Source organism: Streptomyces canus (genome assembly GCF_030816965.1).
GTDB classification, from domain to species: Bacteria; Actinomycetota; Actinomycetes; order Streptomycetales; family Streptomycetaceae; genus Streptomyces; species Streptomyces canus_E.
In genome coordinates this window covers 7,221,864-7,248,288 of the sequence record NZ_JAUSYQ010000002.1, presented here as the reverse complement: position 1 = coordinate 7,248,288, position 26,425 = coordinate 7,221,864, and the positions used below count along the sequence as shown (strand labels likewise).

The 26,425-nt window shown below is 69.8% G+C and carries 24 protein-coding genes and 4 pseudogenes; 14 read left to right on the top strand and 14 right to left on the bottom strand.

Annotation, left to right across the window (positions count from 1 at the left end; translation table 11 throughout):
- Positions 1–110: 110 nt before the first annotated feature.
- From QF027_RS34465 to QF027_RS34435, 7 genes are all read right to left on the bottom strand, one after another.
- Positions 111–566 carry a hypothetical protein gene (locus tag QF027_RS34465; RefSeq protein WP_306975771.1) on the bottom strand — a complete coding sequence of 152 codons (456 nt, stop codon included), beginning with the start codon at positions 564–566 and terminating at the stop codon, positions 111–113.
- Positions 567–687: 121 nt separating this feature from the next.
- Positions 688–2,106 (bottom strand): NAD(P)/FAD-dependent oxidoreductase, encoded by a 1,419-nt coding sequence (locus QF027_RS34460; RefSeq protein ID WP_307079003.1) that lies wholly within the window; start codon positions 2,104–2,106, stop codon positions 688–690.
- A 12-nt stretch (positions 2,107–2,118) separates the two neighbouring features.
- Entirely contained in the window at positions 2,119–2,922 is an 804-nt protein-coding gene (locus QF027_RS34455; RefSeq protein ID WP_306975775.1) for an ABC transporter permease, read from the bottom strand.
- Positions 2,923–3,852 carry an ABC transporter permease gene (locus QF027_RS34450; protein WP_306975777.1) on the bottom strand — a complete coding sequence of 310 codons (930 nt, stop codon included), beginning with the start codon at positions 3,850–3,852 and terminating at the stop codon, positions 2,923–2,925.
- The gene (locus QF027_RS34445; protein WP_307082602.1) at positions 3,852–5,009 is read right to left on the bottom strand and encodes an ABC transporter ATP-binding protein; all 1,158 of its coding nucleotides are present in this window, start codon (positions 5,007–5,009) and stop codon (positions 3,852–3,854) included. The genes QF027_RS34450 and QF027_RS34445 overlap by 1 nt, the downstream gene beginning before the upstream one ends.
- 5 nt (positions 5,010–5,014) lie before the next feature.
- Positions 5,015–6,262: an ABC transporter substrate-binding protein gene (locus tag QF027_RS34440; RefSeq protein ID WP_062045858.1), complete on the bottom strand. Its 1,248-nt coding sequence runs from the start codon at positions 6,260–6,262 to the stop codon at positions 5,015–5,017.
- Positions 6,263–6,318: 56 nt separating this feature from the next.
- Positions 6,319–7,854, bottom strand: coding sequence for a gamma-aminobutyraldehyde dehydrogenase (locus QF027_RS34435; RefSeq protein ID WP_307079000.1), 1,536 nt, complete (start codon positions 7,852–7,854; stop codon positions 6,319–6,321).
- Between the two features lie 211 nt (positions 7,855–8,065).
- Between QF027_RS34435 and QF027_RS34430 the strand changes: the two genes are divergently transcribed.
- Positions 8,066–8,635 carry an NADAR family protein gene (locus QF027_RS34430; protein ID WP_307078998.1) on the top strand — a complete coding sequence of 190 codons (570 nt, stop codon included), beginning with the start codon at positions 8,066–8,068 and terminating at the stop codon, positions 8,633–8,635.
- Between the two features lie 52 nt (positions 8,636–8,687).
- On the opposite strand, the gene QF027_RS34425 is transcribed toward QF027_RS34430, so the two are convergent.
- Positions 8,688–9,377 carry a DUF4190 domain-containing protein gene (locus tag QF027_RS34425; protein WP_306975788.1) on the bottom strand — a complete coding sequence of 230 codons (690 nt, stop codon included), beginning with the start codon at positions 9,375–9,377 and terminating at the stop codon, positions 8,688–8,690.
- 628 nt (positions 9,378–10,005) lie between these two features.
- Here QF027_RS34425 and QF027_RS34420 point away from each other — a divergent pair.
- Both QF027_RS34420 and QF027_RS34415 read left to right on the top strand, forming a co-directional pair.
- Positions 10,006–11,125 (top strand): annotated as a pseudogene (locus tag QF027_RS34420) (adenosine deaminase).
- An 18-nt stretch (positions 11,126–11,143) separates the two neighbouring features.
- Positions 11,144–11,839, top strand: coding sequence for a glycerophosphodiester phosphodiesterase (locus QF027_RS34415; RefSeq protein WP_306975792.1), 696 nt, complete (start codon positions 11,144–11,146; stop codon positions 11,837–11,839).
- Here QF027_RS34415 and QF027_RS34410 read toward each other — a convergent pair.
- Positions 11,836–12,429: an NADPH-dependent F420 reductase gene (locus QF027_RS34410; protein WP_307078995.1), complete on the bottom strand. Its 594-nt coding sequence runs from the start codon at positions 12,427–12,429 to the stop codon at positions 11,836–11,838. The two genes, QF027_RS34415 and QF027_RS34410, sit on opposite strands and share 4 nt — an antisense overlap.
- Before the next feature lie 80 nt (positions 12,430–12,509).
- Here QF027_RS34410 and QF027_RS34405 point away from each other — a divergent pair, with 80 nt between their 5' ends.
- Positions 12,510–12,878 carry a winged helix-turn-helix transcriptional regulator gene (locus QF027_RS34405; RefSeq protein ID WP_306975795.1) on the top strand — a complete coding sequence of 123 codons (369 nt, stop codon included), beginning with the start codon at positions 12,510–12,512 and terminating at the stop codon, positions 12,876–12,878.
- Here QF027_RS34405 and QF027_RS34400 read toward each other — a convergent pair.
- Positions 12,851–14,527: an RNA polymerase sigma factor gene (locus QF027_RS34400; protein ID WP_307078993.1), complete on the bottom strand. Its 1,677-nt coding sequence runs from the start codon at positions 14,525–14,527 to the stop codon at positions 12,851–12,853. The two genes, QF027_RS34405 and QF027_RS34400, sit on opposite strands and share 28 nt — an antisense overlap.
- A gap of 222 nt (positions 14,528–14,749) precedes the next feature.
- On the opposite strand from QF027_RS34400, the gene QF027_RS34395 reads away from it, so the two are divergent.
- Positions 14,750–15,259, top strand: coding sequence for a serine hydrolase domain-containing protein (locus QF027_RS34395; RefSeq protein ID WP_373432026.1), 510 nt, complete (start codon positions 14,750–14,752; stop codon positions 15,257–15,259).
- Positions 15,260–15,740: 481 nt separating this feature from the next.
- Positions 15,741–16,241, top strand: a pseudogene (locus QF027_RS34390) (serine hydrolase); the annotation flags it as partial.
- Here the strand turns inward: QF027_RS34390 and QF027_RS34385 are convergent.
- Positions 16,234–16,761 (bottom strand): hypothetical protein, encoded by a 528-nt coding sequence (locus tag QF027_RS34385; protein ID WP_306975798.1) that lies wholly within the window; start codon positions 16,759–16,761, stop codon positions 16,234–16,236. The pseudogene QF027_RS34390 and the gene QF027_RS34385 overlap by 8 nt on opposite strands.
- 59 nt (positions 16,762–16,820) lie before the next feature.
- On the bottom strand, positions 16,821–17,246 hold the full coding sequence (locus QF027_RS34380; RefSeq protein WP_307078991.1) for an SRPBCC family protein: 426 nt from the start codon (positions 17,244–17,246) through the stop codon (positions 16,821–16,823).
- Positions 17,247–17,792: 546 nt separating this feature from the next.
- Between QF027_RS34380 and QF027_RS34375 the strand changes: the two genes are divergently transcribed.
- The 4 genes and pseudogenes from QF027_RS34375 (at position 17,793) to QF027_RS34370 (ending at position 19,562) form a co-directional block, all read left to right on the top strand.
- A complete protein-coding gene (locus QF027_RS34375) occupies positions 17,793–18,317 on the top strand; it encodes a hypothetical protein (RefSeq protein ID WP_306975802.1) in 525 nt (174 codons plus the stop codon).
- Between the two features lie 66 nt (positions 18,318–18,383).
- Positions 18,384–18,839, top strand: a pseudogene (locus QF027_RS49735) (hypothetical protein); the annotation flags it as partial.
- Positions 18,749–18,997: a hypothetical protein gene (locus QF027_RS49730; protein ID WP_373432448.1), complete on the top strand. Its 249-nt coding sequence runs from the start codon at positions 18,749–18,751 to the stop codon at positions 18,995–18,997. The pseudogene QF027_RS49735 and the gene QF027_RS49730, both read left to right, overlap by 91 nt.
- A 250-nt stretch (positions 18,998–19,247) precedes the next feature.
- On the top strand, positions 19,248–19,562 hold the full coding sequence (locus QF027_RS34370) for a hypothetical protein (protein ID WP_307078989.1): 315 nt from the start codon (positions 19,248–19,250) through the stop codon (positions 19,560–19,562).
- An 80-nt stretch (positions 19,563–19,642) separates the two neighbouring features.
- Here the strand turns inward: QF027_RS34370 and QF027_RS34365 are convergent.
- Positions 19,643–20,269, bottom strand: a pseudogene (locus QF027_RS34365) (extracellular solute-binding protein); the annotation flags it as partial.
- Between the two features lie 237 nt (positions 20,270–20,506).
- Positions 20,507–21,946: a gamma-aminobutyraldehyde dehydrogenase gene (locus tag QF027_RS34360; RefSeq protein WP_306975808.1), complete on the bottom strand. Its 1,440-nt coding sequence runs from the start codon at positions 21,944–21,946 to the stop codon at positions 20,507–20,509.
- A 170-nt stretch (positions 21,947–22,116) separates the two neighbouring features.
- On the opposite strand from QF027_RS34360, the gene QF027_RS34355 reads away from it, so the two are divergent.
- From QF027_RS34355 to QF027_RS34340, 4 genes are all read left to right on the top strand, one after another.
- Positions 22,117–22,647, top strand: a complete 531-nt coding sequence (locus QF027_RS34355; RefSeq protein WP_306975810.1) for an Lrp/AsnC family transcriptional regulator — start codon at positions 22,117–22,119, stop codon at positions 22,645–22,647.
- Positions 22,648–22,666: 19 nt separating this feature from the next.
- Positions 22,667–24,031: an aspartate aminotransferase family protein gene (locus QF027_RS34350; RefSeq protein ID WP_306975812.1), complete on the top strand. Its 1,365-nt coding sequence runs from the start codon at positions 22,667–22,669 to the stop codon at positions 24,029–24,031.
- Between the two features lie 190 nt (positions 24,032–24,221).
- Complete coding sequence (locus tag QF027_RS34345; protein ID WP_307078987.1) at positions 24,222–24,962, top strand: ABC transporter ATP-binding protein; 741 nt, start codon at positions 24,222–24,224, stop codon at positions 24,960–24,962.
- The gene (locus QF027_RS34340) at positions 24,944–26,320 is read left to right on the top strand and encodes a hypothetical protein (protein ID WP_307078985.1); all 1,377 of its coding nucleotides are present in this window, start codon (positions 24,944–24,946) and stop codon (positions 26,318–26,320) included. Before QF027_RS34345 ends, QF027_RS34340 begins: the two co-directional genes overlap by 19 nt.
- Positions 26,321–26,425: the final 105 nt, after the last annotated feature.

Sequence of the window (26,425 nt, the reverse complement as noted above, 5' to 3'; positions counted from 1 at the left end):
TGTCGCTGCCGGCGGCGGACGCCCGCAGCGCCGAACTCCCACTGTGCACAGGACTCCCCGGTCCACGTCGGCCGCACGGGCGGCCGACGACGGCGCGGTGGTGCATCGGTTCAGCCGTCACCCTCCGTCGCCAGGCCCGCCGCCGCCTCGTGCATCGCCAGTTCGAGCAGCGCCGGATCGGCGAGAATGCCGGAGCCGTCCGGCGGGACCAGCCAGCGCACCCCTCCCCCGGCCACCCGGCCCGGGTACGGCACGACGATCCAGGTGCCGGCACCGGCCGTACGGATACCGGTGCCGAGCCAGCGGGCCGCGGTGCCCGGCGGTACGAAGAAGCCCATCCGGGCGTCGCCGAAGTCGACGAGCACCGGGCCGAGCCGGTCGAGGATGCGGGTGAGCACGTCGAGCGTCGGGTAGCCGAGTTCGCCCGGCAGAATCAGTACGTCCCAGGCCTTGCCGGCCGGAAGCAGCGCGACCCCGAGGGGATTGCGCTCCCACTCCCAGCGGCAGGCCTCGGGATCCGGTGCGACCGATGCCAGCCACTCGACCGCCGTCTTCGCCCCAGTCATAGACAGGACCTCCCTTTCTCTCATCGACGCTGATCACGTCACGAGAGAGGGGAAGGGCTCCTGCCGAGCCCTACGGGGGGTCTGACCACCCGTTGGAGTGAATCAGATCACATACGACCGTTCAGCTGTCGAATCCCAGACCGAGTTTGTCCATGGTCCGCAGCCACAGGTTGCGCCGCCCACCGTGCGAGTCGGCACGGGCCAGCGACCACTTGGTGAGGGCGATACCGGTCCAGGCGAAGGGCTCCGGCGGGAAGGGCAGCGGCTTCTTGCGGACCATCTCCAGCGAGGTCCGCTCGGTGGCCTCCCCGGCCAGCAGGTCCAGCATCACGTCCGCCCCGAACCGGGTCGCACCGACACCGAGACCCGTGTAGCCGGCCGCGTACGCCACCTTGCCGTGGTGCGCGGTGCCGTAGAACGCGGAGAACCGCGAGCAGGTGTCGATCGCACCGCCCCACGCGTGCGTGAAGCGGACGCCCTCCAGCTGCGGGAAGCAGGTGAAGAAGTGTCCGGCGAGCTTGGCGTACGTCTCCGGCCGGTCGTCGTACTCGGCCCGCACCCGGCCGCCGTACGGGTAGACCGCGTCGTAACCGCCCCACAGGATGCGGTTGTCGGCGGAGAGTCGGAAGTAGTGGAACTGGTTGGCGCTGTCGCCCAGGCCCTGCCGGTTCTTCCAGCCGATCGCCTCGATCTGCTCGTCGCTCAGCGGCTCGGTCATCAGCGCGTAGTCGTAGACCGGCACGGTGTACGACCGCACCCGCTTGACCAGGCTCGGGAAGATGTTCGTGCCGAGCGCGACCTTCCGGGCCCGGACCGAACCGTACGGCGTGCGTACGGCCATGGCGGCGCCGTACGACTTCAGGTCCAGGGCGGGCGTGTTCTCGTAGACCCGGACACCGAGTCCCAGACACGCCCGCTTCAGGCCCCAGACGAGCTTGGCCGGGTTGAGCATGGCCACGCCCCGGCGGTCCCACAGCCCCGCCTCGAAGGTCGGCGAGTCCACCTGCTCCCGCACCGCGTCGGCGTCCAGGAAGTCGACACCGTCGGCGAGGCCCTTCTCCTGGAGCTCCTCGTACCAGTCGCGCAGTTCCCGGGCCTGGTACGTCTCGGTCGCCACGTCGATCTCGCCGGTGCGCTCGAACTCGCAGTCGAGGTCGTGCCGGGCGACCGCCTTCTCGATCTCGTCGAGGTTGCGGGCGCCCAGCTCCTGGAGCTTGTGGATCTCGTCCGGCCAGCGGGTCAGCCCGTTGGGCAGACCGTGGGTGAGGGAGGCGGCACAGAAGCCGCCGTTGCGACCGGAGGCGGCCCAGCCCACCTCACGGCCTTCCAGCAGGACCACGTCCCGCTGCGGGTCACGCTCTTTCGCGTTGAGCGCGGTCCACAGCCCGCTGTAGCCACCGCCGACGACCAGCAGGTCGCAGGTCTCGGCGCCGGTGAGGGCGGGCTCGGGACGGGGCCTGCCGGGGTCGTCCAGCCAGTACGGGACCGGCTGGGCTTCGGAAAGTGCCTTGGTCCAACGGCTCATGGCGCCTGGGGCCATGATGTCAACTCCCTACAGAGGCTTCTGCTTGTTACGGCGGTTGCTGACGACCATCGAGACCAGCACCAGAAGCACGGCGACGAGGAACATGGTCGTACCGATGACATTGATCTGAACGGGCGTTCCGCGCTGTGCCGAACCCCAGACGAACATGGGGAAGGTGACGGTCGAGCCCGCGTTGAAGTTGGTGATGATGAAATCGTCGAAGGAGAGCGCGAAGGCGAGCAGCGCGCCCGCGGCGATTCCGGGGGCGGCGATCGGCAGAGTGACCCGGACGAAGGTCTGCAGGGGCCCGGCGTAGAGGTCCTGGGCCGCCTGTTCCAGGCGCGGGTCCATCGACATCACGCGCGCCTTGACCGCCGTCACGACGAAGCTGAGGCAGAACATGATGTGGGCGATGAGGATCGTCCAGAAGCCCAGCTGTGCGCCCATGTTGAGGAACAGGGTGAGCAGCGAGGCCGCCATGACGACCTCGGGCATCGCCATCGGCAGGAAGATCAGCGAGTTCACGGCGCCGCGGGCGCGGAAGCGGTAACGGACCAGTGCGAAGGCGATCATCGTGCCGAGGGCGGTCGCGCCGATCGTCGCCCAGAACGCGATCTGAAGGCTGATGGAGAGCGAGCCGCACATGTCGGCGACCCCGCAGGGGTCCTTCCATGCGTCCAGGGAGAACTGCTGCCACTGATAGTTGAAGCGCCCCTTCGGTTTGTTGAAGGAGAACACCGTGACGACGACGTTCGGCAGCAGCAGATATCCGAGCGTGATCAGTCCGGCGATGACGACGAGGTGGCGCTTGAGCCAGTTGACGAAGGTCATTTAAACCAGATCCTCCGTGCCGGACCTACGGATGTAGAGCGTGACCATGAAGAGAATCGCGGCCATCAGGATGAAGGAGAGAGCCGCGGCCGTCGGATAGTCCAGAATCCTCAGGAACTGCGTCTGGATGACGTTTCCGACCATGCGGGTGTCCGTGGAGCCGAGCAGGTCCGCGTTGACGTAGTCACCGGCCGCCGGGATGAAGGTCAGCAGCGTCCCGGAGACCACGCCCGGCATCGACAGCGGGAAGGTGACCTTGCGGAAGGTGGTGACCGGCTTGGCGTACAGGTCGCCCGCCGCCTCGTGCAGCCGCCCGTCGATGCGTTCGAGCGAGGTGTAGAGCGGCAGGATCATGAACGGCAGGAAGTTGTACGTCAGACCGCACACCACCGCGAGCGGTGTGGCCAGTACACGGTCGCCGGCGGTCCAGCCCAGCCAGTTGGTGACGTCCAGGACGTGCAGCGTGTTGAGCGTGCTCACCACCGGGCCGCTGTCCGCGAGGATCGTCTTCCAGGCGAGGGTGCGGATCAGGAAGCTGGTGAAGAACGGCGCGATCACCAGGATCATGATCAGGTTCCGCCAGCGCCCCGCGCGGAACGCGATGAGATACGCGAGCGGATACCCCAGCACCAGGCAGAGGACCGTCGCGGCACCGGCGTACAGGAGCGAGCGAAGGAACTGCGGCCAGTACTGGGACAGTGCGTCCCAGTAGGTCGCGAAGTGCCAGGTGACCTTGTAGCCCGTCTCCAGGGAGCCCGTCTGCACGGACGTGGAGGCCTGGTAGATCATCGGCAGCGCGAAGAAGACCAGCAGCCACAGGATGCCGGGCAGCAGCAGCCAGTACGGCGTGAAGCGGCCCCTCCTGCGCGGGGGCTTCTTCTCGGGCGCGGTCGGGGAGAGAGGCGGCGGCGCCTCGGTGAGCGTCGCCATCAGACCGCCGCCTCTTCCTGGATGCCGGCGTCGATGTCCTGGTCGGCGTCCAGGCCGAAGGTGTGGGCCGGGTTCCAGTGCAGGACGACCTCGGCGCCGGGGACGAGCCGGTCGTCGCGGTCGATGTTCTGGGCGTAGACCTCGAACTCGGGGCAGACGGGGCTGTCGATGACGTACTGCGTGGAGACGCCGATGAAGGAGGAGTCGGCGATCTTCCCGGTGATCCGGTTGCGGCCCTCCGGAATCGCCCCGGCCTCGTCGGCGTGGGTGAGGGAGATCTTCTCCGGCCGGACGCCGACCAGCACCTTGCCGCCGGTCGTCGTGGGCCCGGCATAGCGCGCCTCGGGAAGCACCAGCTTGCCGCCGCCCGCCTTCAGCGCGATCTCACCACCGCTCCTGGAGTCGACCTCGGCCTCGATGAGGTTGGAGGTGCCGAGGAAGTTGGCGACGAAGGTGGTGTTGGGGTTCTCGTACAGGTCGGTCGGCGAGCCGAGCTGCTCGACGCGGCCCGCGTTCATCACGGCGACCGTGTCGGCCATGGTCATGGCCTCCTCCTGGTCGTGCGTGACGTGCACGAAGGTGATGCCGACCTCGGTCTGGATGCGCTTGAGCTCCAGCTGCATCTGGCGGCGCAGCTTGAGGTCGAGGGCGCCGAGCGGCTCGTCCAGCAGCAGCACCTTGGGCGTGTTGATCAGCGCCCGCGCCACGGCGACCCGCTGCTGCTGGCCACCGGACAGCTGGTGCGGCTTCTTGCGGGCCTGCTCGCCCAGCTGCACGAGTTCCAGCATGTCCTCGACCTGCTTCTTCACCGACTTGATGCCGCGTCGGCGCAGACCGAAGGCGACGTTCTCGAAGATGTCGAGGTGCGGGAAGAGGGCGTACGACTGGAAGACGGTGTTCACCGGCCGCTTGTAGGGCGGCAGCCGGGTGACCTCCTGGTCGCCGAGGTGCACGGTGCCCGTCGTGGGCTCCTCGAGTCCGGCGATCACGCGCAGCGTGGTCGTCTTGCCGCAGCCGGAGGCGCCGAGCAGAGCGAAGAAGGAGCCCTGGGGGACGGTCAGGTCGAGCGGCTGTACGGCGGTGAAGCCGTTGTCGTACGTCTTGCTGATGCCGGAGAGACGGACGTCGCCGCTGCTGTCGGTGTTCTTGTTCGTCATGGTGGTCACGCCCCAGTCAGCTTCGCGAACTTCTCTTCAAAGGCCGTCTCTTCCTTCGAGCTCAGGGAGCGGAAGGCGTGGGACTTCGCGGCCATGGCCTTGTCGGGGATGATCAGCGGGTTGTTCGCCGCATCCGGGTCGAGCTTCTCCAGCTCGGGCTTCACACCGTCGACGGGAGACACGTAGTTGATGTAGGCGGCGAGCTCGGCGGCCGGCTTCGGCTCGTAGTAGAAGTCGATGAGCCGCTCGGCGTTCGTCTTGTGACGCGCCTTGTTGGGGATCAGCATGTTGTCGGTCGAGGTCATGTATCCGCTGTCCGGGATGATGAAGTCGATGTCCGGGCTGTCCGCCTTCAGCTGTACGACGTCACCGGCCCAGGCGATACAGGCCGCGAAGTCGCCGCTGGTCAGGTCGGAGGTGTAGTCGTTGCCGGTGAAGCGGCGGATCTGCCCCTTGTCGACGGCCTTCTGGAGGCGTGCGATCGCCGCGTCGTAGTCGTCGGCGGTGAAGTGCGACGGGTCCTTGCCCATGTCGAGCAGGGTCATGCCGATGCTGTCGCGCATCTCGGACAGGAAGCCGACGCGCCCCTTGAGCTTGGCGTTGTCGAGCAGGTCGGAGACCGACTTGACCTCCACGCCGTCGAGGGCCTTCTTGTTGTAGGCGATGACGGTCGAGATGCCCTGCCACACATAGCTGTAGGCCCGCCCGGGATCCCAGTCCGGGTCACGGAACTGCGCGGACAGATTGGCGTACGCGTGCGGCAGGTTGGAGGCGTCCAGTTTCTGGACCCACCCGAGGCGGATGAGCCGGGCGGCAAGCCAGTCCGTGAGGACGATGATGTCCCGTCCGGTGTCCTGACCGGCGGCCAACTGCGGCTTGATCTTCCCGAAGAACTCGACGTTGTCGTTGATGTCCTCGGTGTACTTCACCGAGATGCCGGTCCGCTTCTTGAACTGGTCGAGCGTGGGGTGGTGCTTCTCGCTCTCGTCCACGTCGATGTACTCGGTCCAGTTGGAGAAGTTGACGACCTTCTCCTTGGCCGAGTGGTCCTCCGCGGAGACGCCGCCCTTGGTGTTGCCGGCCGCGGGGATGCCACAGGCGCTCAGCGCCCCGAGGCCGCCGACCGTGAGCGCGCCGCCCGCGGAGGCACGCAACAGGGACCGCCGGGTCATGGCGGCCCGGCCGCTTCGGAAGCTGCGCCGCATGGCGGCCACTTGGGCCGGGGACAGGCGGTCGGGCTCGTACTGCTCCATGCGCTGGTGCCCTTTCGGGAAAGTGGGCGGCCGCGGGTCAGGCGGCCTGAATTCGGCTAACGGTCCCCGAAGATCGTGCGGTGCCAGTCCTTCGCCGCCACCGCCGTGTTGTCGAACATGACGTGCTTGATCTGGGTGTACTCCTCGAACGAGTACGAGGACATGTCCTTGCCGAAGCCGGACGCCTTGTACCCGCCGTGGGGCATCTCGCTGAGGATCGGGATGTGGTCGTTGACCCACACGCACCCGGCCTTGATCTCACGGGTGGCCCGGTTCGCCCGGTAGACGTCCCGGCTCCAGGCGGAGGCGGCAAGCCCGTAGGGGGTGTCGTTGGCGAGCCGGATGCCTTCGTCATCACTGTCGAACGGCAGGACGACAAGGACGGGTCCGAAGATCTCGGACTGGACGATCTCGCTGTCCTGGGCGGCGTCGGTGACGAGCGTGGGCCTGTAGTACGCCCCTTTGGCGAGCTCCCCCTCGGGCACCTCGCCGCCGGTCACCACGCGCGCGTAGGCACGCGCACGGTCGACGAACCCGGCGACCCGGTCCCGCTGGACGTGCGAGATGAGCGGCCCGAGATCGGTGCCGGCGGCGAAGGGGTCCCCGAGCCGGACGGTCTCCATGAGCGCGGCGGTCTTCTCGACGAAGGCGTCGTACAGCGGCCGCTGCACGTACGCGCGCGTGGCGGCCGTGCAGTCCTGCCCGGTGTTGATGAGCGCGCCCGCGACGGCTCCGTTGACGGCGGCTTCCAGGTCGGCGTCGTCGAAGACGAGGAAGGGAGCCTTGCCGCCGAGCTCCAGGTGCAGCCGCTTGACGGTGGCGGTGGCGATCTCGGCCACGCGCTTGCCCACGGCCGTCGACCCGGTGAACGAGGTCATGGCCACGTCGGGATGTCCGACCAGACGCTCCCCGGCCTCTTTCCCGGTCCCCGTGACGATGTTGACGACACCGTCGGGAATGCCCGCCCTGGTGGCGGCCTGGGCGAAGAGCAGCGAGGTGAGCGGGGTGATCTCGGCGGGCTTGAGCACGATCGTGTTGCCCGCGGCGATGGCCGGAAGGATCTTCCAGGCGGCCATCTGGAGAGGGTAGTTCCAGGGCGCGATGGACCCCACGACACCGATGGGCTCGCGCCTGACGTACGACGTGTGGTCACCGGAGTACTCACCGGCGGACTGCCCCTGCAGATGCCGGGCGGCACCGGCGAAGAAGGCGGTGTTGTCGATCGTGCCCGGGACGTCGAACTCCCGGGTCAGCTTCAGCGGCTTCCCGCACTGGAGCGACTCCGCCCGGGCGAAGTCCTCGGCGCACTCGGCGAGCACGGCGGCGAACCGGTGCAGGGCGTCGGACCGCTCACCGGGAGTGGTGGCCGCCCAGCCCGGAAAGGCCGCGCGAGCCGCGGCGACGGCGGCATCCACGTCCTCGACGCCCGCCAGCTCGTAGGTGAAGACCTCTTCCCCACGCGCGGGATCCACGACCGCGTGCGTACGACCGGAGGTCCCCTTGGTCAGGCGCCCTCCGATGAACTGCGCACCTTCGGCGAACCGCTCCTGGGCCGCGAACCGGTCCGGGGTGGTACTGCCCGGCTTGTGCATGTCGCTCTCCTCCGCCGTCACCCAGCGGCTTCCGCGGGTGGGTGGCGTAGCTCCAGCTCGATTTGAGTGCCGATCCTGACAGAGCAATGGCACTCCTACAAGTGATTCCGTTGTTGCCTTTCGGTTACGCGACGGAATCTGTCGACCAGGTGTCGAGTCGTCCTCGAAAAGGAAGGACGGAATGTCAGTGGCAGCTGCCAGACTCGGGTGCATGGGGAAGATCACGGGGACGATCGATTCACAGGACGCCCTGGTCAAGCAGGTCCGGGCCGGAGCGAAGATCAAGTATCTGCACTTCTGGGGACACCGCCCGCGTCCGGACGGCCACGTCGGCGCGAGCTGTCTGAGCCAGTGGTGGCCGTCACCGTTCGTGGTGGACGGGCTGACCTATGCGACCGCCGAGCACTGGATGATGGCGGGCAAGGCGCGCCTTTTCGAAGATCAGGAGGCCGAGCGCCGCGTGCTGGCGGCCGGATCTCCGGCCCAGGCCAAGAGCGTGGGTCGTCTGGTCCGGGGTTTCGACGAGCGGACCTGGCGGCGCGAGCGCTTCGGGATCGTCGTCGAGGGCAGCGTCCACAAGTTCGCGGCGCACGCAGACCTGCGGGAGTTCCTCCTGAACACCGGCGACCGGGTCCTGGTGGAGGCCAGCCCGGTGGACCGGGTGTGGGGAATCGGCCTCGCGGCGGACGACGAGGCGGCGGGCGACCCGGAGCGCTGGCGAGGCCCGAATCTCCTGGGCTTCGCGCTGATGGAGGCGAGACACCGCCTCAGAAACGCGTGAAGGAGACCGCCGAATCCCGGCGATCCCCTCCCGGTTCCGTCCGAGACGCTCGCTACGCCACCGAGGCGGCGGCCGCCACGACGGCGAGGGAGCCGTCGTAGTAGTCGGAGTCGTCCTCCGAGTTGATGGCGGCGGTGATGCCGATGGCGAGCAGCACGATCACGGCGACGCCGAGGATCGTCCCGATGATCCCCATGATGAATCCGGCCTGCGCCTGGCCGTGGTTGGTGGCTTCACCCCGCTCGGCCCGCTTGCGTCCCTTGATCCCGAAGACGATGGCGAGGACCCCGAGCACCAGCGAGAGGATGCCGTACATGCAGAACAGCGCGCAGGACAGGATGCCCAGCACCATCGCGGCGACCCCCATGCCGTTCTGCGGGGGCATCGGCGGGGCGGGCCAACCGCCGTACCCCTGCTGGTAGTTGGGGTAGCCGTAGCCGACGGGGGCGCCGGGGCCTTCCGGCCCGACGGGCGGGGGCGGCACGGAGGCGGGCCCACCGGGTATGCCGGGTCCGGGACCGCCGACGGGCACGCCCTGTGCCGGGCCGGGGTAGCCGTAGCCGGGAGTGGGGGCGGGCCCCGCGGCTCCGGGAGGCGGAAAGCCGTAGCCGTCGTTCGGCACGGACGTCACGGTGGGCTGATCGTGCACGGGCGGCGACGGGCTCTTCTCCAAAGAAGGCCCACTTTCCGGCGGCGCCCACGGGTCCCGACTGTCCCCGTTCGGCTGCGTTCCGTCCGTCATGCTCACGTCCCCCTAGGTCGTTCGTGCGGCCATGTTACGGCAGGCAGTACCGGGTCTTGGTGGTGAGGCGGGCCGCGTGCGCGGGGCCTGGGCCGGGCGCCTGCGGGGATGCCGGGGCCGGTTGTCGGGCGGGTGCGGGTGAGTGGGGGCTGGTCGCGCAGTTCCCCGCGCCCCTGGGGAGTTGCAGTCACCCGCACCACGACGGACCGTTCGCCGCACCGCGCGCCACGATGGGCCGGTAGCCGCGTACGGCGCGCAGGGGACGGGGTGGGGGGCGTCCGCCCACAGCGGCCGGCGTCCGGCACCGAGCCCTGCTCAAGAAACCGAACCGCCGGACCGAGGACGACACCCCCCACCCCGGCCCCGACCCACAACACACCCGCACGCGCCACACCAGCCCCCACCGAACCGCAACAGGCCGCCGCAGGCATTCAGGGGCGCGGGGAACTGCGCAGCACGCCCGCCCCCACCGAACCCGCACACGCCACCGCAGGCATTCAAGGGCGCGGGGAACTGCGCGAAACGCCCGCCCCCACCGAACCCGCACACGCCACCGCAGGCACCCACACCCGCGCCCAACCACCGCAGGCACCCGCAGGCACCCACACGTACCCACACCCCGCCTAACATGTTCCGCATCGATCAGCCGATCACCGCGCCCGCCGCACCACCCCACCGTGCCGGGCGCCCAGCAAGGGGAGGCCCCCATGACGACGACCGACCACCTGCACGCCTTCATCGCCGACCTGCCCAAGGCCGAACTCCATGTGCACCACGTCGGATCGGCCTCCCCCCGCATCGTCTCCGAACTGGCCGCCCGCCACCCCGACTCCAAGGTCCCCACGGACCCCGAGGCGCTCGTCGACTACTTCACCTTCACGGACTTCGCCCACTTCATCGACGTGTACCTGAGCGTGGTGGACCTGATCCGCACCCCCGAGGACGTACGACTCCTGACCTATGAGGTCGCCCGGGACCTCGCCCGCCAGCAGGTCCGCTACGCCGAGCTGACGATCACCCCGTTCTCCTCGACCCGCCGCGGCATCGACGAGCGCGCGTTCATGGAGGCCATAGAGGACGCCCGCAAGGCGGCGGAGTCCGAGTTCGGCACGGTACTGCGCTGGTGCTTCGACATCCCCGGCGAGGCCGGCCTGGAGGCCGCCGAGGAGACGACCCGCCTCGCCACCGACGACCGCCTCCGCCCGGAGGGCCTCGTGAGCTTCGGCCTCGGCGGTCCCGAGATCGGCGTACCCCGCCCCCAGTTCAAGCCGTACTTCGACCGCGCGATCGCCGCGGGCCTCCACTCGGTCCCGCACGCCGGCGAGACGACCGGCCCGGAGACCGTGTGGGACGCCCTCACCCACCTCCGCGCCGAACGCATCGGCCACGGCACGAACTCCTTCCAGGACCCGGCGCTCCTCACCCACCTCGCCGAACACCGCATCCCGCTGGAGGTGTGCCCCACCTCCAACATCGCGACCCGAGCCGTCCGCACCCTCGACGAGCACCCGATCAAGGAGTTCGTGCAGGCGGGCATCGTCGTCACGATCAACTCCGACGACCCCCCGATGTTCGGCACCGACCTGAACAGCGAGTACGCGGTGGCGGCAAGGCTCCTGAACCTCGACGAACAGGGTCTCGCCGCACTGGCCAAGAACGCGGTGGACGTGTCGTTCCTCGACGAACCCGGCAAGGCGAGGATCAAGGACGAGATCGACAGCTACACCGCCACCTGGCTCGCGCCGTGACCTCGCCACAATGGGCGCATGCACAAGCTGACGGCCGTGGCACACCGCGGCGACCCCTACCACGTCCGTGAGAACACGATCGGCTCCCTGCGTGCCGCGCTCGACCGGGGCGCGGACGCGGTGGAGATCGACGTACGGCTCACCAGGGACGGCGTACCGGTGCTGCTCCACGACGAGACGCTGAAGCGGCTGTGGGAGCACGACCGTCCCCTCCTCGCCCTGTCGGCGGACGAGGTACGAGGACTGACGGACGGCAGGGTGCCGACGCTCGCGGAGGCCCTGCGGGCCATCGACGGCCACCGCCTGATGCTCGACCTGCCCGGCACGAGAGAGGTGAGAGTCGCCCGCCGCGTCGTCGACGTGGTCCGCGAGTGCGGAGCCCAGGACCGCGTCTACTACTGCGCCGACGCCACCGCCATGCTCGCCGTACGCGCGGCCGACCCGTCCGCGGAGATCGCGCTCACCTGGACGACCCTCGCGCCCCCGCGTCCCACCCTCCTGGACGCGGTGCGGCCCCGCTGGCTCAACTACCGTTTCGGTCTGATGGACCGCGGTCTCGCCGACCGTATCCACGCCGACGGCTACCTGATCTCCGTCTGGACCCCTGACACCCGCCGGTCGATGCGCCGCCTGGCCGCCGTGGGCGTCGACTCGATCACGACGAACCGGGTGGACGTGCTCTGCGCGCTGAGAGCCCACGCGAACGGGAGTTAGGTTCCCGCGTACGCCCGCGGTGGCGAGATCGCCTGTGCGTCCGCCCCCTCCCCCACCCACAGCCGGATCAGCAGCGCCGCGGTCGCCTCCACGAGCCCGGCCTGGTCCAGTCCCCCCGCGTTCAGCGGCTCGCAGCCCAGGTCGCGGACGAGTCGTCGTACGACGGTCAGGGCCCCCTCGTCGTCCCCGCACAGCGGCACCGCGAGGGGGCGGCCGTCGAAGACGGGCGGGGTCAGCCGCCAGACGTCCTCGTGGCACAGGTTGAAGGCCTTCACCACGTGCGCCGAAGGTGCGGCGGAGGCGATGCGTTCGGCGGCCGAGGGCCCACCCGAGGTGAGCAGACCGAAACCGGGCCCCACCGGATTGGTGCAGTCGATCAGCACCTTCCCCAAAAGCACCTCCCGCAGCCCACCGACGACCTCGACCACCGCCTCGTACGGCACCGCGAGCAGCACCGCGTCCGTCCCGAACTCCGCCGCCTCACGCAGCCCGCCCGAGCGACTGCCGGTGACCACCTCGTGCCCGGCCCGCCGCCACTGCGTACCCAGCGCGTCCGCCATACCGCCCCGGCCGATGATTCCCACCCGCATGACGCCTCCTCGCTCGCAGGAACTTCCGTTTCTCCTGATCTCCCACGACAGTAGGAACCCGCTCGGGCACCATTCGGTACGTGACCACCGACCTCGCCTTCCTCGCCGACTGCCGCACCCGCCTCGCCTTCGACCTGGTCTCCCACACCTGGAACCCGGTGGTGATCCGGGCCCTCAAGGACGGCCCCGGACGCCCCGGTGAACTGCGGGCGCGCATCGGCGGGATCAGCCAGAAGGTGCTGACGCAGACGCTGCGCCGACTGGAGTTCAACGGGCTCGTGGCACGTCGGGCCTACGGCGGCTCCCCGCCCCGCGTGGAGTACGAACTGACCGCCCTCGGGCGGACGTTACTCGCGCCGATCGAGGCGTTCGGTGTCTGGGCACACGATCACGGTGACGCGGTGATGGACGCCCAGGAGCGCTACGCGGCCGACACCCGGGACTCCTGAGCGACCGTCGCCGTGTCGGCGGGAGTCGAACGGGTGACGTACTGCGGCACAGGGGCGTCGTCCTTGCCGGTGTCGCGGACCAGGCCGTACCGCTTGACGCCCTGGTCAGGGCCGGTGGTGATGTCCTTCTCCGCCGCGTCCCAGCTGGACGGGAAGACGCTGAGGCCGTAGTCGGCGCCGCGTTCGTTGACCGTGAGGGTGACGCTGCCGTCGAGGTAGAAGTACTCGTTCTGCCACATCTGCTGGGTGCCGGCGGGCAGGACGGTGTAGCCGACGGTGGAGTTGCCCATGCCGGTGGCGGTGCTGTCGGTGGCGCTGACGGGGTCGTCCATACGGCGGCCGCCGCCCGAGGCGACGTGGAAGAGCTCGCCCCTCAGGCCGGTCCAGGAGGGCATGACCAGGCCGCCGGCCCGGTACTGCGGCGAGATCTGCCAGCGGACGAGGACGTAGCCCTTGCCGGTGAGCGTGACGCTGTCCCCGCGGTGGTTCATGACGGCGTGCGCGCCGCCGGTGCTGGTGACGCCGGTCTCGGGCCGGTGCGGCAGGGGGGCGGGCGGGGTGTCGGGGTCCGGGGCCCGGTCGACTGCGTCGACGACGCTGCCGTAGAGGACTGTCTTCGTGGGTGTCGCCGACGGGGAAGGGGACGGTGACGGGGAGAGCGACGGGGTGTCCACCACGGACGGCGCCCGATGCGTGCTCGCCGCCGTGGGCGAGACCGCCACCCGCGGCGGAGGGGCGTCCGGGGTCTGCGTGACGACGTACGCCCCGCCCGCGACGATCGTCGCCCCCGCGGTGGCCGCGACGACGGGCTGGGTGAGGGCGCTCATCACCTTGGCGGACCAGCTGACGGACGCGACCGCGGCGGTGGCGGCCGCGGCCGTCTTGCCGCCGAGGGCCAGCGAGAGGGTGAATCCGACCGGGACCGGCACCAGCGCGATCCCGACGAGCAGCCGCTCCGGCGGTACGACGGACTCGCGAGTGTCTCCGCAGTAGCCGCAGCCGCGGATGTGCCGGGCCAGCCGCTTGCGCCAGACCGAGTCGGGGCGGCCGTTCCAGCGGGCGGTCAGTTCGCGCAGGTCGGGGCAGGCCCCGTCGAGGGCGCGCACGATGCCCCGTGAGGTCTCCAGGCGCTCCTTCATCCGCTGGACGCGTACGGCGGCGTGCTGCCTGCTGATGCCGACGGCAGCGGCCAGTTCCCGTCGGGTGAGCTCGCCGGCGACCTCCAGCCACCACAGCGAGAGCAGTTGCCGGTCCTCGTCGTCGAGCCAGCGCACCGCCTCCGCGACCTCGCGCCGCTGTCCTTCCAACTGGAGCCGCAGGACGGTGAGTTCGGCGAAGTCGGCGGCTCCGCTCGTGGCGGACTCGTCCAGCGGGGCGGGGGTCCTGCGGCGGGCCCTGTCCCGTATCTGCCGCATGGTGATGGCGACCAGCCAGGACCGGAAGCTGTCCGGGTCGCGGAGGCTGCCGAGGTTGTCGACGGCCCGCAGCATGGTCTCCTGGACGACGTCGTCGACGTCCGCGTGGCCGTTCAGGGCGCGGCCGACGATGTTGTACACCAGCGGCAGCCAGCCTTCGACGAGCTCGTCCAGCGCCCGCCGGTCGCCGTCCTGCGCCGCCGCGATGGTGTCGCGCCACTGCCGCGTGTCCACGTCGTCCTTTCCGGCCGGTTCCCCTTCGTGCGTGGAGACGGAGTGAAGGGCTCCGCGATAACACTTTTCCGCCCCCTAGGGGGACTCCCCCGCAACCCCCCTAAAAGCGGCGGGAGTTGCTCAGGGTTCCACCAGGGGCCGGGCCCTCCTCACCGACGGTCCCGTCACCTCGACAGCACCGCAGGATGATCACACACATCCCACACCCCCAGGAGCCGACTCGTGCGTGACCTTCGTCGCAGAAGCATCCTCGCCGGCGCTCTCGCCGTGCCCCTGACCGCCGGCCTGCCGACCTCGTCGGCGACCGCGCACAGCGCCTGCGCACCGGACGGCAGGGCGCTGCGCGCGGCGCTCGCGGGGCTCCCCGACGCGGCCGCCACCGCGGCCCTGGTCCGGGTCGGCGGCACCGGCGGGGGCTGGCGCGGCAGCTCGGGCGTGCACGACCCGGAGAGCGGGCGGCCCGCCGATCCGGGCGCGCGGTTCCGGGCCGGTTCGACGACGAAGGTGGTCACTGCGGCGACCGCACTGCGCCTGGTGGCCGAGGGACGGATCGACCTGAACACGCCGGTCCAGCGCTACCTGCCCGGCCTCCTGGACACGCGGTTCCGGCCGGTCACCGTACGGCACCTGCTCAACCACACCAGCGGCATCCCGGCGGGCGACGGTCTCGGCACCACCTTCGAGGAGGTGTACGCCCACCGCTTCGACACGCTCACCGTTCCTGTGGACTGAGCGGGAGTGAGCCCGTTCAGCCGCGCGCCCCGAACGGTCTTGGGCGAGCTGGTCCCCGGCGTACTCGACCCCGGGGCGGCGACACGCATCCTGTGCGCGGTCCGAGCCCGGGAGGCCCCCGCGGCCGGAGGCCGCTGTTGGACGCCGCCCTGTGCGACCTGGCAGGTCGGTACGGCCAGAGGCGACGGGGAGGCCCTGAACCATCCTCTGGTGGAGCAGGGGCCCCGCACTCCCCCAAAGGGGGTGCCCTCAGACGCCGTACCCGGTGTTCCAGGCCGCATGGCCACGCTGGCCCAAACAGCCCAGGGCGCCGCAAGCCCGTCAGCGGACGATCACACGATCGAACTCATGCGGCCTGGTGCACACTCCCTGGTGAGCAGCACCAACCCCTCAGCGGGTCGCCGCGTCCGCGGGCGCGAAGCAGCCGGAGTTCTGCCAGGAATGTGTAGTTGATGTTGAGGTAGTGCTGCTGCTTCCCCGGGCCGCCCGGCTGGTGCTGGCGCCGGCCAGGATGCGGGGCACGTACTTCCCGGGCACCGACCCGCGCATCCTCGGCCCGCACAACCGGGGCTACCAGGCGGTGCGGAGGGCCGACGGGACGACGGAGTTCGTGGACGTCACGGAGTGGAACCAGGCGGACCGGTTCGCGGCCGGGGACATGATCTCCACGACCGCGGACCTGGAGCGGCTGCTCACCGGCCTGTTCCGGGGCCGGATCGTCGAGCGGCCGCAGCTGAAGGAGGTGTTCTCGGTCCCGTCGGGCATCACCGGCGCGAGTTACAGCGCGGGTGGCCTCCAGCGCTTCGAGTCCGACGGGAAGGTCTACTGGGTCAAGTCCGGCGGCCGGTACGGCTACAACTCGGCGATCGCCGCCACCCGCGACCTGAGCCGGACCCTCGTCTACTCGGTCAACTCCACCGACGCGAAGAGCGAGGACGCAAACCCCGTCGTCGTCCGGATCATCACGGCCGCGCTCAACTAGCGGGCACGGCGGAGGTGTTGTGCGTGGGGTGGTGCGGAGTGAGCGCCTCCAGCCGCTTGATCCTCCTCCGTACGACATACAGCGGGAGCACCCCGAACACCCCGAACGCCATGTCGATCACGCTCCACCAGAACGGGATCCCCCGGATCGGTCCGCAGATCAGGGCGAGCGGGACGATCCCGGCGCAGGCGATCATGCCGAACTCGACGACCCAGATGTTGCGGACCGGGTCGCGGTAGGGGCCGTAGAAGGCGACCGCGATGACCAGGTGGGCGAAGGCCAGCCAGTCCGTGCCGTAGAGGAGGAACGGGTAGTCGGAGTCGGCGGTGTCGAGCCCGCGCCGGACACGAGTGATCCAGTCCGTCAGGGCGTCCGGCGCGGGAAGGTGCCGCAGCACGTCCTCGGTCCAGCGCAGTTCATGGACCAGCGGGAAGGCGGTGGCACCGCTGAGCACCAGGCAGACGACGAAGAAGACCAGCCATGCGCGGATGCCCCTGAGTTGGGCGGCTCTGTCGCTCATGGCAGCAGCGTACGCCTGGAATTGAACATGTTCAAAACATCAGGGTGCGGGGATCGCCGTCAGGGCGCCGCCGCCGTCTCGGCCAGCTTCTGGAACTCGCCCAGGTCGTAGTTGGCGAGCGCCGAGTCGAGGTTGGCCAGCGCGCCGAGGTGCTCGATGAACCCGTTGGGGTCGTACTCGATCTGCAGCGTCACCCGGCTCGTGGTGTCACTGAGCCGGTGGAAGGTGACCACGCCCGCGTGGTGAACCCCCTCCACCGTGTGCCAGGCGATGCGGTCCTCGGCAATGACCTCGGTGAGCTCGGCGACGAAGTTCTTGTCGGCGCCTGGCAGTTGCAGCTGCCAGGCGAAGCGGCGCTCGTCCAGCCGCTCCACCAGGCGTACGTGGCTCAGAAAGGCCGGCCACCGGGTCACATCGCTCCACAGGGCCCATGTGACAGCGACGGGAGCCTCGACATCGACCGTTTCCACGAGGGACGCGGACATGCGGTACCTCTCTTTCGATCGGCCGGGGGCCGGCTCGACGGTTGCGGTGCGAAGCGGTTACCCCCGCCGGGGCGGCACACACGGTTCGGCCGTCACGGCCTCGTACGCCAGGTCCTCCACTGCATGCGGCGGGCGGACCGACGGGGCGAAGTCGCTTGCGGACAGGGCGGATGTGAAGGACCGGCGGCCTCCAGGTCTGCCTCCTGGATCCGATGGAGGCTGGCGTAGCCGCGATGGGTGGGGACGTACGGCACCCGGGCTCCCGCGCGGTCGCCTGACCCGACCTTCGCGCCGTAGCGCCGGGATGCAGGAGCGTCAACGTGTTCTTGGGGCTCACGTCACGAGGGGACCGTCACCCGGCCCGGCGCGCGATGCCGACAACCAAGCGCGGGCCATGACTTGCCCTCTGCCAGTCCCGTCGTATTCAAACATTCAACAAAGGAGCCTTCTCGACCGGCAAAGAGCTCTACCCGCATAGATGATCCCGATGCTGTCATGCTCACGACCGCCCGGAATCCCTGCCGGGCACCGCTCCGGGAGACCCCCATGCCCCGAATATCCCGCCCCCTGGTCACCGCCCTCTCTTCCCTCGCCCTCGCCGCCGCCGGCCTCACGGTCGCAGCCGGCACCGCGCACGCACAGAGCTGCAGCCAGGACTACCTCCCCCTCCCCGACTCCAGCTGCCAGCCCGGCGACTTCAACCCGGACGTCACCCAGTCCACCATCGACTCCACCATCTGCGTCTCCGGGTGGACAGCGACCGTCCGGCCGTCCAGCTCCTACACCACCGCGCTGAAGAAGAAGCAGATCGTCGAGTACGGCTACACGGACACCAGCACCTCGGACTACGAGGAGGACCACTTCGTCCCCCTCGAACTCGGCGGTTCCCCCAAGAGTGAGCTCAACCTCTGGCCCGAGCCGGAGTACGGCACCAAGACCGCCGCCAACAAGGACACCGTCGAGAACAAGCTCAAGAAGGCCGTCTGCGCCGGCACCGTCACCCTCACCGACGCCCAGGACGCGATCGTCACGGACTGGACGACCGCGCTGTCGAACCTCGGCCTGAGCTGATCCCGTCCGCTCGACGCAGGGGCCGGTCTCCTCCTCCGAGAAAAGCCGGCCCCTCGTGGCTCCCTCGTGGGAGGAAGGTCACGTGCCTCCGCAAGGGCGGTGTTCTTGAGGTTCGCTAGGACGAGTGGCACAAAGGAGAGGGACAAAGCTCATGCAGTTGATCACCCTGCTGGCGCCTGGAGGCACCAGCAGGTGATCAGCACGGGTCGGGAGCGGAAACCGGCTGACATCGGGCAGCCCCGCCAGCACCGGCCGGGTTGGCCCACCCGGCACTCCCGGTTCGCGGGATGCCTGGTCCACCTCCTCGACCTCGCCCAACCACCGCCGCCCGGGGCCGCAGCAAGCGACCGCTCAGCCCCCAGCGGGTCCTCCCGGTCAGCTACCGGGTTCTGGACTCGCTCGGCGTCCCCGCGATCATCCAGGAACGCCGCATGGACGTCCTGGCAGCCAACCGGCTGGGCTACGCCCTTCTTCACCGCGTTCGAAGCCCGGCCCCACCGCGAGCGCAACTTCGCCCGCTTCGTCTTCCTCGACGAGACCGCCCGCAGTCTGTACGCCGACTGGGAGAAGGCACGCCCGGAAGAGCGGCGGTGGACGAGTCCGAAAGGGCTGCTGGACCTCATCGAGACAGTCCGCACACTCCTGTTCCTCGAACACTACTGGCGGCTCACCGGCGGTGAGCAGGGTGGCCAGTGGCTGGTGGAGGATGCTCCTCGCGGCTTCCCGGGGAGTGGTGCGTGGCGGTCATCGCGGCGGCACAGGCGACGGACGGCGGCTGGACGTGGGCCCAGACCGCCGCACTGATCGTCCCCTGCATCGCTCTCTTCGGTGCCTTCCTGACGTACGCCCTCAACCAGCGGGCCCGTACGCAAGGAGCGCCGCGCCAAGACCTTCGCGGAGGCCCTGACGGCGGTCGGGGAGTATCTGGAGATGCCGTACCGCATACGACGACGCCCCAAGTCCTCCTCCGCCGTACGACAACAGCTCACCGACGAGGTCGGCGGTCTACCGGCTCGGATGGCCTTCCACCAGGCGTGGCTCCAGATCGAGGCATCGGCCGTCGCGGGCCCGTACGCGACCCTCGTGGCCACAGCGCGAGCGGAAGCAGGCGCGCAGATGCGTCTCGCCTGGCAGCAGCCACCGATCACTACCGACAGGGGCATGAACCTCGGCGTGCCGTACCCGCGGGACCGATCGAACGCTACCCGAGCTGCGTGCCTCGAGGTGATGCGCCGTCACCTCTGAGAGGCCGCACCGATCTTGGTGCCAACTACCCCTCTTTTGTGCCAACTGAAAATCCTCGTCACAACCGCACCCGACCGCGGTCACAACCCCACGATCACGTTCCACCGCTTCGCGTACTCCACCCGCTCCTTCGACGTGATAGCCCGCGCGATCACCCGACGCTCGCGCATCTGCGCGCCCGGGAAGATCAGGAGGTTCTCGGCGAGGGCGGCGGTGTCCTCGTCCTTCGACGCGGCCAGGACGTCCTGGGCGGCGGGGACGGGGCAGACGTAGTTGACCCAGGCGGCGAGTTTCGCGGCGACCTCGGGAGCGGAGTAGTAGTCGATCAGGCGCTCCGCGCTGGTCTTGTGCAGGGCGCGGTCGGGGATCATCAGGGAGTCCGACCAGAGCTCCGCGCCCTCCTCGGGGACGACGAAGCGGATGTCGGGGTTGTCGGCCTGGAGTTGGATCACGTCTCCTGAGTAGGCCTGACAGGCCAGGACGCCACCGGTGACGAGGTCCTTGGTGTAGTCGTTGCCGGTGAAGCGGCGGATCTGGCCGTTCCTGACGTACTTCTCGACCTGGTCGCAGACCTCGTCGAAGTCGTCCGCCGTCCACTGGGTGATGTCGACGCCGTTGCCCTGCATCAGCAGCGCGAAGGCCTCGTCGAGGCCGGAGAGCAGGGTGACCCGGCCCTTGAGGTCGCTCGCCCAGAGGTCCTGCACGTGGCCGCCCCGGCCCGGGGGCCGACAATCGAAGCGGCGTCGAGCGGAGCGGGGTGCGGCGGACACCCCGTCGAGCGGGCATCTGTCGAGCGGGCATCTGTCGAGCGGACGCCACCGCGACCCACCGGCGCGGGCCGCGCACGACACACCATCCCCGCGGCCGGATCGGCGCCGGGGTCACAACTCGCCTCAGGGGCGCGGAAACCGCGCGACCGCCCCGCACCCCCGCGGCCGGAGGAACTACGCGTCCAGGGACGTCATGACGTGCTTGATCCGCGTGTAGTCGTCGAAGCCGTAGCTCGAGAGGTCCTTGCCGTAACCGGACTTCTTGAAGCCGCCATGGGGCATCTCGGCGACCAGCGGAATGTGCGTGTTGATCCACACACACCCGAAGTCCAGCTTCTTGGACATCCGCATCGCGCGGCCGTGGTCCTTGGTCCACACCGAGGAGGCGAGCGCGTACTCGACCCCGTTGGCCCACGACACGGCCTGCTCCTCGTCCGTGAAGGACTGGACCGTGATGACCGGCCCGAAGACCTCCTTCTGGATGATCTCGTCGTCCTGCTTCAGTCCGGAGACGACGGTCGGCGCGTAGAAGTACCCCTTCTCACCGACCTGGTGACCGCCGGCCTCGACCTTGGCGTGTGCGGGCAGCCGCTCGATGAACCCGGAGACCTGCTTGAGCTGGTTCGGGTTGTTGAGCGGCCCGTACAGCACGTCCTCGTCGTCCGGCTGCCCGGTCTTCGTGTCGGCGGCGGCCTTCGCCAGCGCCGCGACGAACTCGTCGTGGATCGAGGACTGCACCAGCACCCGCGTGGCCGCCGTACAGTCCTGCCCGGCGTTGAAGAAGCCCGCCACCGAGATGTCCTCGACGGCCTTCGGGATGTCCGTGTCCTCGAAGACGACGACCGGGGCCTTGCCGCCCAGCTCCAGGTGCACCCGCTTCAGGTCCTTGGAAGCGGACTCGGCGACGGACATCCCCGCCCGCACCGACCCCGTGATGGACGCCATCGCCGGCGTCGGGTGCTCGACCATCAGACGCCCGGTGTCCCGGTCACCGGTGATGACGTTGAAGACGCCCTTCGGCAGGATCCCGCCGATGATCTCCGCGATCAGCACGGTCGACGCGGGCGTCGTGTCCGACGGCTTCAGCACCACGGTGTTGCCCGCCGCGATCGCCGGCGCGAACTTCCACACGGCCATCATCATCGGGTAGTTCCACGGCGCCACCTGCGCGCAGACCCCGACCGGCTCGCGCCGCACGATGGAGGTCAGACCCTCCATGTACTCACCGGCCGACCGCCCCTCCAGCATCCGCGCCGCGCCGGCGAAGAAGCGGATCTGGTCGACCATCGGCGGGATCTCCTCGGACCGCGTGAGCCCGATCGGCTTGCCGGTGTTCTCCACCTCGGCCGCGATGAGCTCCTCGGCCCGCTCCTCGAACGCGTCCGCGATCTTCAGGAGGGCCTTCTGCCGCTCGGCGGGGGTGACGTCACGCCAGCCCGGGAAGGCCGCGGCGGCGGCCGCCATCGCCGCGTCCACGTCCGCCTGCCCGGACAGCGGCGCGGTCGCGTACGCCTCACCGGTCACGGGGTTGACCACCTCGGTGGTGCGCCCGTCGGCGGCGTCCCGGAACTCACCGTCGATGTAGTTGCGCAGACGACGCAGCTCGGTGCTCACTGCCGGCCTCCTGTGTCAGGTCGAACTGTCCAATGGCTGAGACACCCACCCTAATCCGGCGGCCCACGTTTTCAACACCCCCGATCGCGCCAAGGCTGCGAAATCCGCAGGTCTCGCTCACGTAAACAACGAATTTCATCGCCCCGGCCTTGCGGAAGTGACGAGACCTCGTGCACAGTGACGTCGTGGCCAGTCGAAGCGCAGACCCCAAGGACTCCCGCGAGTCCCGGAGCGAGTCCAGGAACGGCGCCGGCCCGAACCTGGACGCCGTCTCCCTCGCCATCATCGAGCAGCTCCAGGAGGACGGCCGCCGTCCGTACGCCGCGATCGGCAAGGCCGTCGGCCTGTCGGAGGCGGCCGTGCGCCAGCGCGTCCAGAAGCTGCTCGACCAGGGCGTGATGCAGATCGTCGCCGTCACGGACCCGCTCACCGTGGGCTTCCTGCGGCAGGCGATGGTCGGCATCCATGTCGAGGGCGACGTGGAGTCCGTGGCCGACGCGCTGACCGGCATGTCCGAATGCGAGTACGTGGTGATGACCGCCGGCTCCTTCGACCTGGTGGTGGAGATCGTCTGCGAGGACGACGACCACCTCCTGGAGGTCATCAACCGCCGCATCCGGGCCATCCCCGGAGTGCGCTCCACGGAGAGCTTCGTCTATCTGAAGCTCAAGAAGCAGACCTACATGTGGGGAACCCGATAACCGTGAGGACCCGATAACCGTGAGCTCCAAGGACCTCAGCCGCACCGCGTACGACCACCTGTGGATGCACTTCACCCGCATGTCCTCGTACGAGAACTCCCCGGTCCCGACCATCGTCCGGGGCGAGGGCACCTACATCTACGACGACAAGGGCAAGCGCTACCTCGACGGTCTCGCGGGCCTGTTCGTGGTCCAGGCCGGTCACGGCCGCACGGAACTCGCCGAGGCCGCCTTCAAACAGGCGCAGGATCTGGCGTTCTTCCCCGTGTGGTCCTACGCGCACCCGAAGGCCGTCGAGCTCGCGGAGCGCCTCGCGCAGCACGCGCCCGGCGACCTGAACAAGGTCTTCTTCACCACCGGCGGCGGCGAGGCGGTCGAGACCGCCTGGAAGCTCGCCAAGCAGTACTTCAAGCTCACCGGCAAGCCCACGAAGTACAAGGTCATCTCCCGTGCGGTCGCCTACCACGGCACCCCGCAGGGCGCCCTGTCGATCACCGGCCTGCCGGCTCTGAAGGCCCCCTTCGAGCCGCTGGTCCCGGGCGCCCACAAGGTCCCGAACACCAACATCTACCGCGCCCCGCTCTTCGGCGACGACCCCGAGGCCTTCGGCCGCTGGGCCGCCGACCAGATCGAGCAGCAGATCCTCTTCGAGGGCCCGGACACGGTCGCCGCGGTCTTCCTGGAGCCCGTGCAGAACGCCGGCGGCTGCTTCCCGCCGCCGCCCGGCTACTTCCAGCGCGTCCGCGAGATCTGCGACCAGTACGACGTACTCCTCGTCTCCGACGAGGTCATCTGCGCCTTCGGCCGCCTCGGCACCATGTTCGCCTGCGACAAGTTCGACTACGTCCCGGACATGATCACCTGCGCCAAGGGCATGACCTCGGGCTACTCCCCGATCGGCGCCTGCATCATCTCCGACCGCCTGGCCGAGCCGTTCTACAAGGAGGACAACGTCTTCCTGCACGGCTACACCTTCGGCGGCCACCCGGTGTCGGCCGCGGTGGGTCTGGCCAACCTCGACCTGTTCGAGCGAGAGAACCTCAACCAGCACGTCCTCGACAACGAGAGCGCGTTCCGCTCGACCCTGGAGAAGCTCCACGATCTGCCGATCGTCGGTGACGTCCGCGGCAACGGCTTCTTCTACGGCATCGAACTGGTCAAGGACAAGGCGACGAAGGAGTCCTTCAACGACGAGGAGACCGAGCGCGTCCTGTACGGCTTCCTCTCCAAGGCCCTGTACGACAACGGCCTCTACTGCCGTGCCGACGACCGCGGCGACCCGGTCGTCCAGCTCGCCCCGCCGCTGATCTCCGACCAGGAGACCTTCGACGAGATCGAGCAGATCCTGCGCGCGACCCTCACCGAGGCCTGGACGAAGCTCTAGCCCCCGGCGCTCCAGCGGCCCGTACGGCCCGGCGTGCACCCGTCCGAGTGACAGGCGTGCACCCCGGGCCGTGTGCTGTACGGCGTCCCGCCCCCGCCTCCTTAGCGTGCCTGGTAACCGATCGGCCCTGCTTTCGTTCCCCAGCTCGGGGGCTTGCAAGGCACAACGGACCAGAACGAGGTGTACGCCCATGGAGGCCCCGCCGGACAACGATGTGCTCTGGGCACGCTCCCTGCACTTCACCCACCGCGACGGCTCGCCGGCACTGCAGGGTGTCTCCCTCGGCGTGCGCGACGGAGAGATCCTCGCCGTGAGCGGCCCACGCGGCAGCGGCAAGACCGCTCTGCTCAGATGTCTGTCGGGCCTCACCCCGGCCCAGCGCGGCGAGGTCTGGTTCAACAGCGTGCCCGTGCACACGATGGGCCCGATGACCCGCGAGCGCCTGCGCCGCGACCGATTCGGCTGGATCGACCCGGCCCCCGCGCTCGTCCCGGAGCTCAACGCCTGGGAGAACGTCGCCCTTCCCCTCATGCTGCGCGGCACCGGCCGCAGGCGCGCCAGGACGGCCGCCCAGGAGTGGCTGGAGCGCCTCGACATCGGCGACCGGACCGCCAGCCGCCCGCACGAGCTGACCCAGTCCGAACGCCAGCGCGTCTGCATCGCCCGCGCCCTGGCCCCGGCCCCGTCCGTGCTGTTCGCGGACGAACCGACGGCTCCCCTGTACCGGGCGGACCGCGCGCACGTGCTGCGGACGCTCACGACGGCCGCCCGTTCCCACGGCATCACCGTGGTCCTGGCCACGAACGACACGCACACCGCAGCCCTGGCGGACCGCACGGTCACCCTCCTGGACGGACGCCGGGTGAACACCGTGCACCTGCCCCCGATGGCCGACTCGGAAGGCCGTACCGCGTGCTCGCTCTCCGTCTGATGCGGGGCGCCCGTCCCGCCGTACAGCTGCGCCGCCTCCTGGTGGCGCTCGCCTCGGCGGGCACGGGCTTCCTGCTCCTGTGCGCCCTCGGCCATGCGATCAGTCACCCCGAGGACCCGTCCGGCGCCCTGCTGCGCCTGGCCTGGTGTCTGACGCCCCTGGCGGCGACGGTCCACTTCGCCCTGGCGGTCGCCCGCACCGACCCGGGCACCCGCCCCCGCCCCGGCCTCGCGGCCATCGGCCTGGGCCCGGCCCGTCTGATGGCCGTGTCGGCCACCACAACGGCCCTGTCCTGCACCCTCGGCTCGCTGCTGGCCCTGCTCTTCTTCCTCCACCTCCGGGGCGACCTGACGGGCATGCCCTTCGACGGAGCGGCGGCGGACTTCCTGGCAGCGGGCGCCCCGCTCCCGTTGCCGGCCGCCCTGACCCTGCTGGGCCTGGTCCCGGCGATCGCGTCGGCCACGGTGGGATGCGTCCTGCGGCCACGGGACGACAGACCGGCATCGGCGAAGGAGGAGGCGCGGTCGTACGGCCGCTTCGGCGCGTACGGCAGGACGGCAGCCAGGGAGACCTTCGGCTCGTACGGCCGTTTCAGGGCTCACCGGCCCGCGGGCGCCCGTGCCGCCGGGGCGGCTCCCGGCCCCGCGCGAGGGCGCACTCCGCAAGCGCGGGCGGGTGAAAGCACCCTGACAGCGCCCCCCGCCGAGGTCCACCAGACCGAGGACCTGGGCCGAGAAGCCCTCCCCACCCTCCGAGAAGCCCCCAAAGGCCTCCCCTGGGGCATCGCCGTGCTCGCCGCGGGCCTGACGGTGGAGGCCTACGCCAACCGGCACGGGACCGCCCCCGCCGCACCCCTCCCCGGCGGCCTGGCAGGCGCCCCTTCCGTCCTCATCGGCTGGCTCCTCACCGCCGTGGGCCTGGCACTTGCCGGCCCCGGCCTCACCCACCTCTGCGGCCGCCTCCTCCAGTCCACCCACCCCGGCGCCCTGCGCCTTCTCGCCGGAAGGGTCCTCATGTCGGAAGCCGCCCGCATCGGCCGCCCCCTGGGCATCGTCTGCGCGGTGACGTCCGGCATCTACGCCATGGCCACCCTGTACGACCCGACAGGCCCCGAAGTGGGCCCCCTGACCACCCTCGGCCTGCTCCTGGTGACGAGCTGCACGATCGCCACGCTCCTCACAGCCGCCGTGGAGGCCAAGCAGGCGAGGTCGGACACCACAGCCGCGTTGCTCCGCCTGGGCGCCCCGGCGACCATGCTCCGCAGCGCGGCGGCCCTGCGCGCCGGCGCCCTGCTGGCCCTCTTCGGTCCGCTCACCCTGGTCGTGGCCGAGCTGGCGGCCCTGCCCCTGACCTCCTGAGCCCCGTTCGAAAAGCCCGTACGAAAACTCCGTACGAAAAAAATCATGGCCGCCGATGAGTTCCGCCGTGCCCACCGGTCTACCCACCGAACAGCACGCACCCGA